A 16,417-nucleotide genomic window follows, 5' to 3' on the forward strand; every position below is an offset into this window, starting at 1 on the left:
TGGGATTCAGACGGGACTCTCACTCATTGCACACACAGCGCAACTGACTGTGTCCCATTCTAAAAGTTGGGTGCGCGTGAGCGGTTACAGCGCGTAACATCGCGCTTTATGCCCGCGGCGTATCGTCCTCCGGTAGGCCATCGACCGGCAAGCCTGCGCGGATCCGGGCCGCGCGTCGGGCCTCCTCGAGACCTTGAGCCTGGTCGCCCTGGAGCTGTTGCAGCATCTCGTTGTAGTCGCGCAGCTCGCGGTTGCCGGTGCGCTCGGCCACGCGCTCGTCGCGTCGGGCAATGCGTTCCTCCGAACGCGACCACCCGACGGCCACGCCCACGGCGAGCATGAGTGTCGGAACCTCGCCGATACCCCACATCACGCCGGCGCCTATTCGCTGATCTTCAATCGCGCTCGGGCCCCACTCACGGCCTTGGTTGCCGAACCAGTCCGGCTGGATCAAGACGTCGGTGCCCATGATGCTGGTCGCGTAGAACGCATGGAAGATCATGGTGATCAGCAGGATCACGAGCCGCACAAAGTATGGAGCGCGATGCGGCAACGGGTCGAGGCCGATCATGTTGACTGCCAGGACATAGCCGGTCAGTAGGAAGTGGAAGTTCATGAACTCGTGACCCAGGTGGTACTTCATCGAGAACCACATGAGGTCAGTCGAGTAGAAGATCACGATCGACGCGGTGAAGTTCACGGCTGCGATGATCGGGTTCGTGACTCCCTGAGCCCACTTGGAGTGCAGGAACACCAGCGTCCATTCGCGTGGGCCGCGGGTTCCGTCGCGCCGCGCAGGGATCGCTTTGAGGGCGAGGGCGATCGGCGAACCGACCACGAGGAAGAACGGCGCAACCATGGTGAGCGCCATGTGGTCCACCATGTGCATCGAGAACAGGTTCACACCGTAGACCGCAATCGGCCCTGACGTGATGTAGAACAGGGACGCGAGCCCTACGTAGAAGCTGAGGGTGCGCCACCAATCCCAGTGTCCGCCTTTCGCGTGGACACGGCGCGCCCAGCGGCCGTACGCGATCGCGAGGAAAACAATGATCGCTACCCACAGCCAGTCGAAGCGCCATACGGTTGCCCACGACGACATGGTTAACTCTGGCGGCAGTTCGTAGCCGGAGAGGCGACGGGCTGGCGACATGACTTCCGGCGGTGCGGTGGATACCGGCGGCTGAGTGCGGGCGAGCACCACTGCGATGGCCGCGACTGCGGACATGATCGCCACTTCAACGCCGATGATGAGCCACGCGGCTTTGCGCGCGGTGAGGTCGCCGTTTCTGAGCCGCGGGATGATGTTGGCCCGGTGGATCAGCCCGAGGAAGCCGAGGATGATCGACAGGAGCGCTTTGAGGATGAGGAACCAGCCGTATTGGGTTCCGAACAACTGATCGAGGGTGTGGACGCGGATCGCTCCAGCGGCCACGCCGGACAGCACGACCAGGAAGAACGATGCGCCTGCGAGGTGCGAAAAGCGTTGCAGGACTTCCGCCGCGGATGGGTTAGTCTCGGCGCCGGTAATGTTCTTTTGCGGCCCACCAAGCAGGCCTGCGACGACGGCGAGGGCCACGAGCCCACCACCCCAGGCCACGACACCGAGCAGGTGTAGGCCGATCGAGTTCACGGCACCCCAGTGGTCGTCACCGCCGGCAGCGTGGCCGAGCAGCGCGAGAGGTACAAGCGCAACGCCTGCCGCACCTGCGGCCCAGCCGAGCGCATTCGCACTGCGCGCCGCGAACATGATGGTGCTTGTGGTGATAGCGAGAGCAACCACCACAACCCAGCTTCGACCGAAGTCGAAGTTCAGCATGTAGTCGAAGATGCCGTTGGTGAACGACGTGTCCGCGGTGACCGGTAATGCTGCGGCGTCGGAGTAGCTGAGCACGAGCGTCGCCATCGCGGCGAACGTCCACACGATCGCGGCGACCGACCCAACGAGGATGAGCCGGTTGAAAGCCTTCGTGAATTCCCCGCCGTCCGTGGATCCGGCGGGACGAGTGGTCCGTTTCGGCCGGGTTGTGCGCGGGATGATTGCGCACAGGAAGATGAGGCTCCCGAGAGTCATTGAGAAGCTGGCGTCGTGCACCCAGCGTGCGATCGGCAGACCGTAGCGGGTCACGACGCCGGGGTCGCCTAGCAGCACGGACAGCGCAGTTCCGGAGTAGGCTAGCGCGATGAACAGGGTGATGAGCCCGATGGGGATGGCACCCCACGTGAGCGCGTGTGCAACGCGAGGGTTGTCAGCAGCTAGCCCGGCGTCGCGCGCGGAGGGGGCATCATGTTTTCCGCGGGCGGGCTTGCCTGACGCACGCTTGGACGTTGCAACCTGCGACTGCGACATGGACGCCTTTCTGGGGCTCTATCTTTCAGGGACTCTGTTCTACCGCGAACTTTGTTCACATGGAGTTCGGCGAGCGAAGCTCATCAGAACCAGTTTAGGCGGTGCCTGCGCTATGGCTGAAAGCGGAGTCGTTAAGAGGAAACCCGCTACAACCATTGTGGTTGTAGCGGGTTCTTCGCTCAGCTTTCGCTGAAAGACTTACTTCTTGGAAACAGCAGCCTTCAGCTTGGAGCCAGCGGAGAGCTTGACGGAGTGGCCAGCTGGGATCTGGATGGTCTCGCCGGTCTGTGGGTTGCGGCCCTGGCGTGCTGCACGGTCGGTGCGCTCGAAAGCCATCCAGCCTGGGATGGAGACCTTGTTGCCCTGGGAGATCTGCTCGGTCACGGTCTGGAAGAGCGCATCCAGTACGTCGTTAACCGTGGTCTGGGTCTGGCCGGTGTTGTTAGCGATTGCGCTGACAAGCTCGCTGCGGTTCATTACTTGTCCTCCTGGACTCGGATAGTCCCCAACCAGTCGGGATGAGGATTGCCCCAGTTTTCGGGGCCTGGATAAGAAACTAACAGGTTTTGGCAGGTTTTCGCGCGTTTTAGGACGAATTTTCCGCCCTGAGTGAGAATTTACCCAGTTTTTCGCCAGATTTGGGGGTTTTCGCGGGTTCCTGGGCGGCTCAAACGCGGGGTTTCCCGCTTAAACGCGAACGTCCCGGAACCGTGCTGAATCATGTTCAGCTGGGCTGAAACTCTGTTCAGCTGATTCCGGGACGTTCGGTGAAGCTATGTGTTCCTCAGCGTGCTGAGGTACAACCAGCGATTACCAGGACGACTTGGTGATGCCTGGCAGCTCGCCCTTGTGAGCCATTTCGCGGAAGCGTACGCGGGAGATACCAAACTTCTGGAATGTACCGCGTGGGCGGCCGTCGATGGAGTCACGGTTGCGAACGCGAACTGGGGAAGCGTCACGTGGAAGCTTCTGCAGGCCGACGCGTGCTGCCTCGCGGGCTTCGTCGGATGCGTTCGGGTCGATCAGGGTCTTCTTGAGCTCGGCGCGGCGCTCGGCGTAGCGAGCCACGATCACCTTGCGCTGCTCGTTCTTGGCGATCTTAGACTTCTTAGCCATGCTTTACCGCTCCTCACGGAAATCGACGTGCTTGCGAACCACTGGATCGTACTTCTTGAGTACGATGCGGTCCGGGTTGTTGCGGCGGTTCTTACGGGTTACGTAGGTGTAACCAGTGCCAGCCGTGGACTTGAGCTTAATGATTGGGCGAACATCCTGTGCCTTAGCCATCAGAACTTCTCTCCCTTCGCCTTAAGCTCAGCGACGACAGCTTCGATGCCGCGTGCGTCGATCGTCTTGATGCCCTTGGTGGACAGATTCAGGGTGATCGTCCGGCCGAGGGACGGTACGTAGTACCGCTTCTTCTGAATGTTCAGGTCCCACCGACGCTTGGTGCGGCGGTGCGAGTGCGAGATGCTGTGTCCGAATCCGGGCACTGCACCGGTCACCTGGCAACGCTGTGCCATGTTCACTCCTCCAGTGTTGGTCAGTTGTGCTGCGGTCCCTTGCCGTCTGGCTGTGGTGTTGGCTCACCTGGAGTCAGGTGTGCGCAGCCGTTGACGCTGCGAGGTCCCGCTACCCAGTTGGGGACACCGTGCTTACAACGCTGGAGGGCCTAAAGCAGCTGGGTGAGATCCAGCCAGTGGTTGACCATCAGACAGGTTTCAAACAACGGTGGTCCGGGTGAGGCGTGGGCATTTTTCCCTACCCACTGTTCACCTTCTCTTCCGTGTGACGGGCTGTTGGGGCACGCGAAATTAACGCGTGGCAACAGAACGCCTATCTATCTTAGACAATCCCGCACATCAGGAGCAAATTATGGTAAGCGACATTAGCCACATCTGCACCGACTCTGTGTCGCATCGAGATCTTAGCTAGGCTTATACACATCGACAGGGGAGCGCTACCGAGCGCTGAGAGTGCCGGTCGCGGCAGACCCTCGAACCTGATCCGGTTAGTACCGGTGTAGGAAGTTCGAATGACTCTCGTGGGCGCACACGGGCCACCCCCTTCATGACATGGAAGGTTGATGTGGGAAATATGCGTAAGAATCCTTTGCTGGCGGCCACTGCGGCGCTCTCGATCGTTGGTTTGTCGCTGACCGGCTGCTCGATTGCGGCTCAGAAGGATAACGAGGATTCGAAAGACAAGACGGTCACGATCATCACGCATGATTCGTTTGAGCTGACCAAGGAACAGATCAAGAAGTTCGAATCTGAGTCCGGCTACAAGCTCAAGACGACCTCCCCTGGTGACGCGTCCTCCGTCGTCAACCAGCTGTTACTTGCTGAGGGTAAGGCAGCCGCCGATGGTTTCTACGGCGTCGACAACCTCCAGGCTGGCGCGCTGACCAAGAAGGGTGTCGTTGAGGACTACGTCCCGGAGAACCTGCCGGAGGCCGCGAAGAAGCTGACCAACAGTGACGCACTAACCCCAATCGATCAGGGTCAGGTGTGTATCAACGCTGACGCCGAGTGGTTCAAGAAAAACAAGGTTGACCTGCCGAAGACCACCGAGGATCTCACCAAGCCTGAGTACGCCAAGCTCTTGGTCGCTCAGGACCCGGCGCAGTCCTCCCCTGGTTTCGCGTTCATGGTTGCCACGATGCACCAGACCAGCGACTGGAAGAAGGCCTGGGAAGACATGCTGGCTGGCGGAACCAAGGTTGTGGCATCGTGGTCGAACGCTTACAACACTGATTTCTCGGGTTCCGAGGGTAAGGGTAAGTACCCGTTGGTTGTTTCGTACTCTTCCTCCCCTGCCTATGAGGGCGGCAAGACCGTGAACATCGACGCGACCTGCATCGATCAGGTCGAGTACGCGGGCGTGCTCAAGGGCGCTAAGAACCCTGAGGGCGCGAAGGCTTTCGTGGACTTCATGCTCAGCGATGAGATGCAGAACGCGATCCCTGAGCAGATGTACATGTACCCAGTGAATCCCGATGCGAAGCTTCCGGAAGAGTGGGCAACTCACGCGCCGCTGTCGAAGACTTCCGTAACCCCTGATCCGTCTGAGATCGCTGAGAAGCGCGACGAGTGGATCAAGGAGTTCCGCGCGATCGCTGAGAAGAAATAGCGCAGGGAAGAACTAATTCAGAGAAGAACTAAGTCCGACAAGTGACACTCGAGCAGAACCGCCTTCGGGGCAAGCTGGCACGCAAGCGCCGCATCGTGACCATCCTGTGGTCTGTTGCGGCGCTCGCGCTGCCTGCGATCTTCCTCGCGTACTTCTTTGTGTGGCCGGTCGCGGCGATGATCGGCCGCGGCGTGACGCCGCACGAAGGCGTTGAGGGCACCTGGTGGGGGCCGTTGCTCGAGGTTGTGCTGGCTGAGCGCACGTGGCGGCTGATCGCACAGACGCTCGGCCTAGCTTTGGGTGGAACGATCGGGTCGATCGCGTTGGGGCTTTTCGGGGCCCACATCCTTTCGACCCGCTCGTTCCCCGGCCGCGGCGTGATCCGGGCGATCGCGACCATCCCGTTTGTTTTGCCGACCGTCGTGGTGGGTGTCGCGTTCCGCGCGCTTCTCGCCGAGAACGGGCCGCTCGGGTTCTTGGGACTGGATCAGTCGATGACGGCGGTCATCCTCGCGATGATCTTCTTCAACTTCTCGGTTGTTGTCCGCCAAGTCGGTGCGGTGTGGGCTGATCTGGATCCGCGCCAAGCCGAGGCGGCGCGAACGCTAGGTGCGAGCCGCTTCCGGGCGTTCTGGACCGTGACACTTCCGGCCTTGAAGCCGTCGATCTGGTCCGCGGCCTCGCTCATTTTCTTGTATTGCTCGACGGCGTACGGTCTCATGATGACGCTCGGGAAGCCAGGGTTCGGAACCCTTGAAACCGAGATCTACATCCAAACCAAGACGTTCCTGGACCTACCGCAAGCCGCGGCCCTGTCGATTCTGCAGCTCGTGATCGTGATCGCCTCACTCGCGGTTTCGCAGCGCGCGCGTTCTAAGTCAGAGACGGCGCTGCGGCTCTCGCAGCCGCGCTTGCGGCCGTTGGCTCGCCGCGACTGGTTCCCTGCGGTGGTGACGTTCGCGACGGTCGGTTCGCTCATCATCGCGCCACTGTTCGCACTCGTGCTGCGCTCGTTCTCTACCCCGCACGGCTGGAGCCTCAACAACTACAAGCTCTTGGCCACTAGTTCGGGCGCAGGCTTCGGCGGCGGCGCGACCCCGCTGGAGACGCTGCGGAACTCGCTGCTGACCGCATCGGACGCCATGTGGATCACCTTGATCGCCGGGCTTCCGTTGGCGTGGTGGCTCTCCCGCCACGCACGCACCCCCGCGTTCGGTCGGGCACAGAAGATCGTGGACGCGGCCGTGATGTTGCCGGTCGGCGTCTCGGGTGTCACGATCGGCTTCGGCTTCATCGTGTCGCTGCAGATCGCGTTCCCGGACCTCGCGCGTTCAGGAACGCTCGTGCCGTTCGCTCAAGCGGTAGTCGCGTTGCCGGTTGTGGTGCGCATGATCATCCCGATCCTTCGTTCGGTTGACCCTAAACTCCGGGAGGCCGCCGCAACCTTGGGTGCGAGCCCGCTACGGGTCGCGTTGACGGTCGATGGGCCGATGGTCGCGCGCGGCATCGGATTCGCCGCGGGATTGTCGTTTGCGATCGCGCTCGGTGAGTTCGGCGCGACGAGCTTCCTCGCTTCCCCCGACTTCCAGACCCTGCCGGTCACAATCGTTCGGCTCATGGGCCGCCCCGGCGCCGACAACTACGGCATGGGCATGGCGGCCTCCGTGATCTTGGCCCTGGTCGCGGCTACCGCGATGGGCCTGTGCGAATGGCTTGCCGAACGCTCAACCCGCGCCGCGAAACTCGCTTCGACGTCCGCACGACGCGGTGCTGTTACCGCAACTCAGGAGGACTAACCTATGGCTACTACTTCCTATGCACTCGAAGTGCGCGATGTGGATGTCACCTACCCTGACGGAACTGTTGCGGTGCGTGGGGTCAGCGTGGGCGTTGAGCCGGGTTCGGTCTTGAGCCTTTTGGGGGCCTCGGGTTCGGGTAAGTCCACGCTTCTGCGTGGCATCGCGGGTCTCGAAGACGTAACTGCTGGCCAGATCCTGCTCGATGGCGAGGATATCGCCGAGGTCCCGGTGCACCGCCGAAACATCGGGATGGTCTTCCAGGATGGCCAGCTTTTCCCGCACCGCAATGTCGGCCGCAACATTAGCTACGGCCTCGAGATGGCCGGAGTCCCGAAAGAACAGCGCAAAGAGCAGGTTGACAAGATGCTGTCACTTATTGATTTGGACGGCTACGCCGAACGCCCCATCCGTTCGCTCTCCGGCGGCCAGGCTCAACGCGTCGCGCTTGCCCGCACACTCGCCCCGGAGCCTAAAGTCGTGCTCCTCGACGAGCCGTTTTCCGCTCTCGACCGCGGCCTGCGTGCAACGCTCGCGCCACAAGTGCGAGACATCCTCGCCAGCACCAACACGACCGCCGTCCACGTGACCCACGACCACACCGAAGCCCGAGCGATCGCAACCCACGTGGCGATCCTCGACCACGGCAAACTCATCGCCCACGGAACCTGGGACGAAATCGACGCGGCAGCGGCAACCGACCCGCGCATCGAACGCCTGCTCGGCTAGCCCGGCGGCTCAGCACTCGACGACGTTCACGGCCAAGCCGCCGCGAGCCGTCTCCTTGTACTTATCGAGCATGTCCTGGCCGGTGTCCCACATCGTCTTGATGACCTCGTCGAGGCTCACCTTCTGAGTGCCGTCGCCCATCATCGCCATGCGGGCAGCGTTCACGGCCTTGGTAGCGGCGAGCGCGTTCCGCTCGATGCACGGAATCTGAACCAGGCCGCCGATAGGGTCACACGTCAGGCCAAGGTTGTGCTCCATCGCGATCTCAGCGGCGACCTCAACCTGCCACGGTTCACCACCCAGCACCTCGGCAAGGCCTGCCGCCGCCATCGACGACGCGGAACCGACCTCACCCTGGCAGCCGACCTCAGCGCCCGAAATCGAGGCCTGCTTCTTGTACAGGTTTCCGATCGCGGCCGCTGTGAGCAGGTAACGGCGCACCTGCTCCGCAATGACCTCAAGGGCCTGGTCGCGGCACGCCCGCGCATAGTGGGTCACGTAGAACCCGACCGCCGGGATGATGCCCGCGGCACCGTTGGTTGGAGCGGTGACGATGCGGCCGCCCGAAGCGTTCTCCTCGTTCACGGCCAGAGCCGCGAGGTTGACCCATTCCTGCCAGTACTCGAACGAGCGGTCCGTGTCGCGTTCGTACAGTTCCTTGTGCCAACGCGGGGCACGGCGCGAAACGTTCAAGCCGCCCGGCAAGACGCCCGTGCGCTTGATCGCGGAATCCTTGCAGTCCTCCATGACCTGCCACAAGTGATCGATACCGTCCAGGACCTCCTGACGGTCACGGATCGCTTCCTCGTTCGCTAACGCGACTTCCCAGATCGCGAGGTCGTTGTCCTTGCACTGTTGTAGGAGCTCCGCTCCCGTATCGAACGGGTACGGGACGTCGACGTCCACGTGGGAGGCCGCGTCCTCGTCGCCTTCTCGCTCGATGAAGCCACCACCGATCGAGAAATACGTCTCCTCAGCGATCACGCCACCCGCCGACTCAAGGGCTGCGATCTTCAAACCATTCGTGTGGCGCGGCAGGACGGTGAGCGGCCGCTGCGTCATGTCCTCAACACCGAAGGCGAGCTCAACAGTCTCAACGCCGTCCAGCGCGGAACCCACCGCGAGCTTCTCGCCGCGCTCCCACGCGGCGTACCGAGCCTCAGCTTCCTCAGGCAAAACCGTCTCCGGGGCATAACCCTCAAGCCCCAGCAGCAACGCCGTGAATGTGCCATGACCCTTACCCGTGGCGGCAAGCGATCCATACACATCGACCCGCAAGCCAGCCAGACGGCTGTATGCCGAAGGGTTAGCGGCAAGACGCTGCACGAAGTCCCGGCCAGCACGCAACGGCCCCACCGTGTGAGAGCTCGAAGGCCCCAAACCAACAGAGAAAAGATCAAAAATACTCAGGTACATGTGTACTCCTAGAGACAGCACGGCACGCCCGCCGTGAAGGTGGGCGTGCCGTGAAGGTTATGTGTCCCTGTGACGAGGCGCCCTGCCTGGCCCCGTCACCACGGAAAACGCGTCAAACGACGCTTTAGACGAGGTTGCCGCCATTCGCGGAAGCGTAATCCTCAGCGGAGAGCAGCTCGCCCTCCGAGGTCACCTCAACGGTGAAGAGCCAGGCCTCGCCGTAAGGGTCCGAGTTCAACAAAGCAGGATCATCGATCACAGCCTGGTTGATCTCAACGATCGTGCCGCTCACTGGCGCGTACAGGTCGGAAACCGACTTGGTCGACTCGACCTCGCCGCACGTCTCGCCTGCGGTTACCTCGCCACCAACCTCAGGCAGGTCAACGTAGACGACATCACCCAGGGCGTCAGCAGCAACCTGAGAAATACCGACCTTCACCGGGTTCGAATCATCGACCCACTCGTGCTCAGCCGAGTAACGGAGGTTCTTCTTAACATCGGACATGGTCTCTCCTTGATGTTCAGGCCCCGAACAGGCCTCTCTTGTGTGACTTTAGTTGGAACGACGATAAAACGGGAGTGGCACCACAGTAAATCCGAGCATCTTGCCTCGGATATCGACGGCCAGCTCGGTGCCTTCTTCAGCGTGGGCAACGTCAACCATCGCCAACGCAACCGGATAACCCAGCGTCGGGGAAGGCTGGCCACTCGTGACCTGGCCAACCTCAGCGCCATCAAGCATCACGGTGTAACCGCCGCGAGCAGCGCGACGCTCAAGGCCCTTCAAACCGACCAAACGGCGGCCGCTCGTCGAACCAAGGCCGGCTTCCTTCGCGGCTTCGAAAGCGTCACGGCCTTCGAAACGCTCTTCCTTCTTCAACGACACCACTGGGCCCAAGCCGGCCTCGAGCGGCGAGGTCGTCGCAGAGAGCTCGTTGCCGTACAGCGGCATGCCCGCCTCAAGACGCAGCGAGTCACGCGCCGCCAAGCCGCACGGAAGCAAACCATGCTCCTCGCCAGCCTCAGCTACCGCATCCCACACGGCCTTCGCATCGGCATTCGCTACGTAAATCTCGTAGCCGTCCTCGCCCGTGTAACCCGTGCGAGCAACCAGCGCATCCACGCCAGCAACCGTGGCGCGCGCCGCTGAATAGAAGCGCAAACCAACCACCGCATCGCGGTCAGCTTCCGCCGTCACAGCGGCAACGATCTTCTCAGCGTTCGGGCCCTGAACCGCGACCAGAGCGGTCTCATCCGATTCATCCTCGACCGCCACATCGAACCCGAGCGCGCGCTCCTTGAGCGCCTCAACCACCGCAGGGGTGTTGGACGCGTTCGGGACCACGAGGAACTCGGTCTCTCCCAGGCGGTAGACGATCAGGTCGTCGATGATCCCGCCGTCCGCGTTCAACAGCAGCGAATACTTCGCGCGCCCCACGGCCACCGCCGCGAGGTTACCTGCAAGCGCCGTGTTGAGGTAGCGGGCAGAATCCGGTCCGGTGACTCGGACTTCGCCCATGTGAGAGAGGTCGAAAACACCCGCAGCCTCACGCACAGCCTTGTGCTCTGCAAGCTCAGAACCATATCGCAGCGGCATATCCCAGCCGCCGAAATCGGTGAAGGACGCACCCAGCGCCTCATGGGTCTCATGAAGCGGGGTGTGACGAGACGTCGTATGCATGTTCGTTGGAACCCTTTCGTGGAGGGTCGGCGAAACGCCGGTGGTGTTGTGGTTATGGGTTGGGTTATCGGCCAAGGACTAGTCCTCGAAAGCCGAAAGCGGAGGGCATTCGCACATCAGGTTGCGGTCGCCGTACGCCTGGTCGATGCGGCTCACCGGAGTGAAGTACTTGTCCGTCAACGACGTCTCGCCAGGGAACGCACCCTGTTGACGCGAGTACGTGCGGTCCCACTCGGTGCGGGTCACGACGTCCGCGGTGTGCGGAGCGTTGCGCAGCGGGGATCCCTCGAGCGAGTGGATGCCGTCTGCTACCTCATCGATCTCTTCACGGATGGTCAGCATCGCGTCGATGAAGCGATCCAGCTCCGCAAGATCCTCAGACTCGGTTGGCTCAACCATGAGAGTTCCAGCAACCGGGAACGCGAGCGTTGGCGCGTGGAAGCCGAAGTCCATGAGGCGCTTGGTCACGTCCTCAGCGGTCACACCCGTCTTGTTCGTGAGCTCACGCAGGTCAAGGATGCATTCGTGTGCAACCAGGCCGGCGTTACCCGTGTAGAGGACCGGGAAGGCCTGCTTGAGGCGAGCCGCGATGTAGTTGGCACCCAGCAGCGCGTGCTTAGTCGCTTCTGTGAGGCCGGCAGGGCCCATCATCGCGATGTAGGCCCAGGAAATCGGCAGAACGCCCGCGGATCCGAAGCTCGCCGCGGTGATCGGTGCGCCGTCGCGGCCACCCAGACCCTCGTCGTCCCGGCCTTCCAGAGCAGGGCCTGGCAGGAACGGAACCAAATGCTCGGCTACAGCAACCGGGCCAACACCCGGGCCACCGCCGCCGTGAGGGATGCAGAACGTCTTGTGGAGGTTCAGGTGGGACACGTCGCCACCGAACTTGCCCGGCTGAGCCAGCCCGACCATCGCGTTCATGTTCGCGCCGTCGATGTAGACCTGACCGCCCGCGTCGTGGACGGCCTTGCACACCTCGACAACCTGCGCGTCGAATACGCCGTGGGTCGATGGGTAGGTGATCATGATCGCGGCGATCTTGCCCTGATTCGCTTCGATCTTTGCGGCGAGGTCGGCTTCGTCGATCGAGCCGTCATCGGCGGTCTTGACGACCACAACGCGCAGGCCAGCGAGAACAGCGGATGCCGCGTTGGTTCCGTGCGCGGAGGCCGGGATGAGGCACACGTCGCGGTCGGCTTCGCCGCGCGACTGGTGGTACTGGCGGATCGCGAGCAGGCCCGCGTATTCGCCCTGGGAGCCGGCGTTCGGCTGGATCGAGACGCCCGCGTAGCCGGTGATCGCTTCGAGACGTTCCTCAAGGTCGGCGATGAGTTCGCGCCAGCCGCGGGTCTGGGTTACCGGAGCGAACGGGTGGATGCCCGCAAACTCAGGCCACGTGATGGCTTCCATCTCGGCTGCGGCGTTGAGCTTCATGGTGCACGAACCCAGCGGGATCATCGTGCGGTCGAGTGCGAGGTCGCGGTTAGCGAGGCGGGTCAGGTAGCGCATCATCTGGGTCTCGGAGCGCACCGAGTTGAAGATCGGGTGCGTCATGAACTCAGATTCACGGACCAGGTCGGCTGCCTTGCCGTAGTCGCCTTCGCATGCCTCGCGTGCTTCACACGCCGCGGAAATCGCGTCGTCAGCGTTGGCGATCAGGGCCTTGCAGACGGCGGAGATGACGGCTTCGACGTGCTCGTCGGTCGTGGTTTCGTCGGTCGAAACCGAAACCGTGTTCGCGTCTACGCGGCGGATGTTGATGCCTGCGGCGTCTGCCGCGTCAACGATCGAGTCCGCTGCCCCGTCAGCCGAGAACCGGACGGTGTCAAAGAACGATGTGGTGGCCAGCTTCGCTCCGGCCGCTTCAACGCCTGCCGCGAGCGCGCACGCGTGGGCGTGGGTGCGGCGTGCAATGGCCTTGAGGCCTTCTGGGCCGTGGTAGACGCCGTACATCGACGCGACAACAGCGAGAAGTGCCTGTGCGGTGCAGATGTTGGAGGTCGCCTTTTCGCGGCGGATGTGCTGTTCGCGGGTCTGTAGCGAGAGGCGGTAGGCCGGGCGGCCTTCGGTGTCGTAGGAGACACCGACGAGGCGGCCTGGCAGGTTGCGTTCGAGGCCCTTGGTCACGGCCATGAATGCGGCGTGTGGGCCGCCGAAGAACAGTGGGACGCCGAAGCGCTGGGAGTTACCGACTGCGATGTCAGCGCCTTGTTCGCCTGGCGACGTCAGCTGGGTCAGCGCGAGCAGGTCGGTTGCGATCGTAACTTTCGCGCCGCGTTCCTTGGCTTCCGCGATGATCTCGGCGTGGTTGACGATCGCCCCCGAATCGGCCGGCTGCTGCAGAACGATGCCCGAGATCGGGCCTTCTGGGAGGCCTTCGGTCGCGAAGTCGCGCACCTCAAGCGGGATGCCAAGCGCTTCAGCGCGGCCACGAACCACATTCAGGGTCTGCGGGAACATGTCAGCGTCGACCACAGTGAGCGCGTCGTCCTTGGCACGGGTTGCGCGGCGCATCAACAGGATCGCTTCGGCAACAGCGGAAGCTTCGTCAAGCAGCGACGCGTTCGCGATCGCAAGCCCCGTGAGGTCAGCGACCATCGTCTGGAAGTTCAAGAGCGCTTCGAGGCGGCCCTGGGAAATTTCCGGCTGGTACGGAGTGTAGGCGGTGTACCAGCCCGGGTTTTCAACGATGTTGCGGCGGATCACGGCCGGGGTGTGGGTGTCGTAGAAGCCCTGCCCGATCATCTGGACGCGCAGCGTGTTCTTCTGCGCCAGGTCACGCAACGCGGCGAGCACTTCCTCTTCCGAAAGCCCCTCCGGGATGTCCAGCGGTTCCTCCATGCGAATGGAGGACGGGACCGCGGCATCGACGAGGGCATCTAGCGACGCGTAGCCAACGGTTTCCAGCATGTGTTCGGTTTCTGAGCCACGAGGGCCGATGTGGCGGGAAACGAATGCGGACATAGCTGAGCCTGTCATGACGTGATCTGCTCTTCTCAACTCGAGGTTCGACATTACGGGGCAACGTTCGGGACGCGTAGTGCCCCTCTGTTTGGTTGTCCTCCCCGCCCTGTCTTGGAACCTGAGAGCTTCCACGCTGTTGCTGCACCGGCATCATGCGCTTGCACCATCGGTGGGAACCTGCCTGCGATGGCGTGGTTCCGCTTTCCAGGGTCGCCTGTGCTTTGCGGTGCGGTTGCCTGAGAGTTTCCCGGGGAGGGTTTGCTCCTACGGCGCCTCGCTGGGGAGGTCTCTCCCGCAAAGCGTGGTCGGCGTACTGCGGAGCCCATCCCGCTGGATGCGGGCGTGAGATTCACAGCACACGCAAGTCTACCGGTGAGCTTGCAATCCTGTGAAGTACATCCCGTGCGCCCCAGGGGACATGCCACGGGGAATATGCCCCTGGTTCTCAGCAGTATCTGAGCCCGGTCCTCTTAGCCTTGGTCTTCAGGCGCTTCGATGCGCACGTATTCGGGGTAGCGCGGGCTCAGCGTATCGCCGGAAGAAACACGTTTGATGCGGCGGCGGACCCATGGGCCGGCGTGTTCCTTCACCCATTCGGCGTTGGTGCGGGCGCGTTGGAGTTTGGATAGTTCGGGTAGCTCGAGCGGTTCAACGTCGATTCCGCCGACCTCGTAGCCGAGCACATCGAGGGTTCGGCGGGCTGTGAGCTCGTGGCCGCGGCTGTTCATGTGGAGGCGGTCTTCAGACCAGTAGCCAGGATCCTGGAGTTCGCGCCAGCGCCAGTAGTCGGCGATGATCGCACCAGTGTTGTCTGCGATCTCGCGGAGACGTTCGTTGTACAGCGCGGCGCGGCCCGCGAGTGCCCGGTAAAGCGGGCTCTTGGACACGTCGAGGCTTGTAAACAGCACGACTTTGGCCCCGATGCCGCGTAGCTCGGACACGAGGTGGTGAACGCCGCCCGCGATGGAGTCGATGTCGACGCGTGGGCGCATGATGTCGTTACCACCCATGCAGACGGTCGCAAGTGTTGGCTTGAGCTCGAGCGCTGGCTCGAACTGTTCCTGCATGATCTGTGGAACTTTTTTGCCTCGGATAGCGAGGTTCGCGTATCCGAAGTCCGGGTGTTCGCGGCAGAGCCGTTCAGCAACTCGATCTGCCCAGCCTCGTACGCCGTTGGGGCGGTTGAGGTCAACATCGCCGACACCTTCCGTGAAGGAATCACCGATGGCCACGTAGCGCTGCGCGTATGGCTCGCGAGAGCTATTTTCAGAGACTGGGAATGGCTTAACGTTGTGTTCCGCGTTGTCTTGACTCACACATGTGATCCTACGAGGTTACGTTGGAAACGCGAACCGCCTGCTCCGCGACTGTTGAGACTCAACCATTCAGGTTGACAGTCTCCTGTCGGAAAAAGCATTGCCACCGCTGTTGCCCAGGCTGGCCGGTGAGTCGCCACCATGACAGCACCACCGCATCGGCCGTTGATGCCCGATGCGCGCGGTAGGCGACGTAGGCGACGTCACCGCTGATGCGTTCGGTTGTGATCATCTCGAGGTTTTCGATGGGTTCCTGGCCGCGCAAGCCATCTATCCCATGCAGAGATCCACCCGCAGATACGCCGCGGAAATCATCGGTGAGAAGGTAGCGCAGGGTCGGTTCATCGTCCTGGTCGATGCTGTCCAGCAGATCGGCCTCTGCCGCCGCGAGAAGCTCACGGATGTCCTGGCTATCAGCGAGGCTTTGATCTTCAGCGATATCCTCAAGCGCAGCCTGTTCCGGCCCAGCTGGGGCGACCTCCTCGCCAGCCGGTGCGGCCGGTACCTCACCATTGAAACCGGGACCTTCATTGGGGGCACTGCCGTCCTTATAAGCCTGCGCGCACGCGCGGGCACGCTCATCTGCGGCTTCGTTTAGTTCATGGCCCGTGTGACCGCGAACCCATTCGAACTCGACGTCACGCCCGGCGAGTGCTGCGTCAAGCGCTTTCATGAGTTCCGCGTTCAGAACCGGTTTACCGTCGGCCTTCTTCCAGCCACGCTTCTTCCAGCCGAAGCGCCACTTGGTGAGCGAGTTGATGACGTACTGGGAATCGCACAAAATCTTGAGCGGCGCTCCTGCATTTTCAGTGGCCTGCAACAGCTCGAGGACCGCCTGTAGCTCACCCTGATTATTCGTCCCGTTAGGCCAGCCGCCGGCCGCCCACTGGTGGTCGTCGATGTACCAGGCCCATCCAGCTGGGCCTGGGTTGCCGAGAGCAGACCCGTCTGCCGCGGCAACGATGGGGAGGGATTCGGATGCGGTTGCGGTGGGCTTGCGTGCAGAACTCATAGCTCTATCCCATCACGAACC

The 16,417-nt window shown here is 62.4% G+C and carries 14 protein-coding genes and 3 riboswitches; of the genes, 3 read left to right on the plus strand and 11 right to left on the minus strand.

Features of this window, described 5'->3' with window-relative positions; translation table 11 throughout:
• Positions 1 to 106 precede the first annotated feature (106 nt).
• From JOD50_RS03040 to rpmB, 5 genes are all read right to left on the minus strand, one after another.
• Positions 107 to 2,350 carry a bifunctional copper resistance protein CopD/cytochrome c oxidase assembly protein gene (locus JOD50_RS03040; RefSeq protein WP_204880349.1) on the minus strand — a complete coding sequence of 748 codons (2,244 nt, stop codon included), beginning with the start codon at positions 2,348 to 2,350 and terminating at the stop codon, positions 107 to 109.
• A 198-nt stretch (positions 2,351 to 2,548) separates the two neighbouring features.
• Positions 2,549 to 2,827, minus strand: coding sequence for an HU family DNA-binding protein (locus JOD50_RS03045; RefSeq protein ID WP_101630839.1), 279 nt, complete (start codon positions 2,825 to 2,827; stop codon positions 2,549 to 2,551).
• Positions 2,828 to 3,160: 333 nt separating this feature from the next.
• Positions 3,161 to 3,466 carry a 30S ribosomal protein S14 gene (gene rpsN / locus JOD50_RS03050; protein ID WP_101630840.1) on the minus strand — a complete coding sequence of 102 codons (306 nt, stop codon included), beginning with the start codon at positions 3,464 to 3,466 and terminating at the stop codon, positions 3,161 to 3,163.
• A gap of 3 nt (positions 3,467 to 3,469) precedes the next feature.
• Positions 3,470 to 3,637, minus strand: coding sequence for a 50S ribosomal protein L33 (gene rpmG, locus JOD50_RS03055; protein ID WP_035756283.1), 168 nt, complete (start codon positions 3,635 to 3,637; stop codon positions 3,470 to 3,472).
• Positions 3,637 to 3,873: a 50S ribosomal protein L28 gene (gene rpmB / locus JOD50_RS03060; RefSeq protein ID WP_035756281.1), complete on the minus strand. Its 237-nt coding sequence runs from the start codon at positions 3,871 to 3,873 to the stop codon at positions 3,637 to 3,639. The genes rpmG and rpmB overlap by 1 nt, the downstream gene beginning before the upstream one ends.
• 418 nt (positions 3,874 to 4,291) lie before the next feature.
• Positions 4,292 to 4,397, plus strand: a riboswitch (TPP riboswitch).
• Between the two features lie 50 nt (positions 4,398 to 4,447).
• On the opposite strand from rpmB, the gene JOD50_RS03065 reads away from it, so the two are divergent.
• From JOD50_RS03065 to JOD50_RS03075, 3 genes are read left to right on the plus strand one after another with little or no spacing between them, the layout of a single operon-like run.
• Complete coding sequence (locus JOD50_RS03065) at positions 4,448 to 5,482, plus strand: thiamine ABC transporter substrate-binding protein (RefSeq protein WP_204880350.1); 1,035 nt, start codon at positions 4,448 to 4,450, stop codon at positions 5,480 to 5,482.
• 41 nt (positions 5,483 to 5,523) lie between these two features.
• On the plus strand, positions 5,524 to 7,278 hold the full coding sequence (locus JOD50_RS03070) for an ABC transporter permease (RefSeq protein ID WP_233430970.1): 1,755 nt from the start codon (positions 5,524 to 5,526) through the stop codon (positions 7,276 to 7,278).
• A gap of 3 nt (positions 7,279 to 7,281) precedes the next feature.
• A complete protein-coding gene (locus JOD50_RS03075) occupies positions 7,282 to 8,007 on the plus strand; it encodes an ABC transporter ATP-binding protein (RefSeq protein WP_101630842.1) in 726 nt (241 codons plus the stop codon).
• A 9-nt stretch (positions 8,008 to 8,016) separates the two neighbouring features.
• On the opposite strand, the gene JOD50_RS03080 is transcribed toward JOD50_RS03075, so the two are convergent.
• From JOD50_RS03080 to JOD50_RS03105, 6 genes are all read right to left on the minus strand, one after another.
• Positions 8,017 to 9,423, minus strand: a complete 1,407-nt coding sequence (locus JOD50_RS03080) for an L-serine ammonia-lyase (RefSeq protein ID WP_204880351.1) — start codon at positions 9,421 to 9,423, stop codon at positions 8,017 to 8,019.
• A 124-nt stretch (positions 9,424 to 9,547) separates the two neighbouring features.
• The gene (gene gcvH, locus JOD50_RS03085) at positions 9,548 to 9,928 is read right to left on the minus strand and encodes a glycine cleavage system protein GcvH (RefSeq protein ID WP_204880352.1); all 381 of its coding nucleotides are present in this window, start codon (positions 9,926 to 9,928) and stop codon (positions 9,548 to 9,550) included.
• Between the two features lie 48 nt (positions 9,929 to 9,976).
• Positions 9,977 to 11,104 carry a glycine cleavage system aminomethyltransferase GcvT gene (gcvT, locus tag JOD50_RS03090; RefSeq protein ID WP_204880353.1) on the minus strand — a complete coding sequence of 376 codons (1,128 nt, stop codon included), beginning with the start codon at positions 11,102 to 11,104 and terminating at the stop codon, positions 9,977 to 9,979.
• A 78-nt stretch (positions 11,105 to 11,182) separates the two neighbouring features.
• Positions 11,183 to 14,068, minus strand: coding sequence for an aminomethyl-transferring glycine dehydrogenase (gcvP, locus tag JOD50_RS03095; protein ID WP_239541506.1), 2,886 nt, complete (start codon positions 14,066 to 14,068; stop codon positions 11,183 to 11,185).
• A 96-nt stretch (positions 14,069 to 14,164) separates the two neighbouring features.
• Positions 14,165 to 14,282: riboswitch (glycine riboswitch) on the minus strand.
• Positions 14,283 to 14,373, minus strand: a riboswitch (glycine riboswitch).
• 165 nt (positions 14,374 to 14,538) lie between these two features.
• On the minus strand, positions 14,539 to 15,384 hold the full coding sequence (locus JOD50_RS03100; RefSeq protein WP_338051982.1) for an SGNH/GDSL hydrolase family protein: 846 nt from the start codon (positions 15,382 to 15,384) through the stop codon (positions 14,539 to 14,541).
• 61 nt (positions 15,385 to 15,445) lie between these two features.
• Positions 15,446 to 16,396, minus strand: a complete 951-nt coding sequence (locus tag JOD50_RS03105; RefSeq protein ID WP_204880355.1) for a ribonuclease H family protein — start codon at positions 16,394 to 16,396, stop codon at positions 15,446 to 15,448.
• Positions 16,397 to 16,417: the final 21 nt, after the last annotated feature.

This window comes from Pseudoglutamicibacter cumminsii (genome assembly GCF_016907775.1).
Classification (GTDB): Bacteria; Actinomycetota; Actinomycetes; order Actinomycetales; family Micrococcaceae; genus Pseudoglutamicibacter; species Pseudoglutamicibacter cumminsii.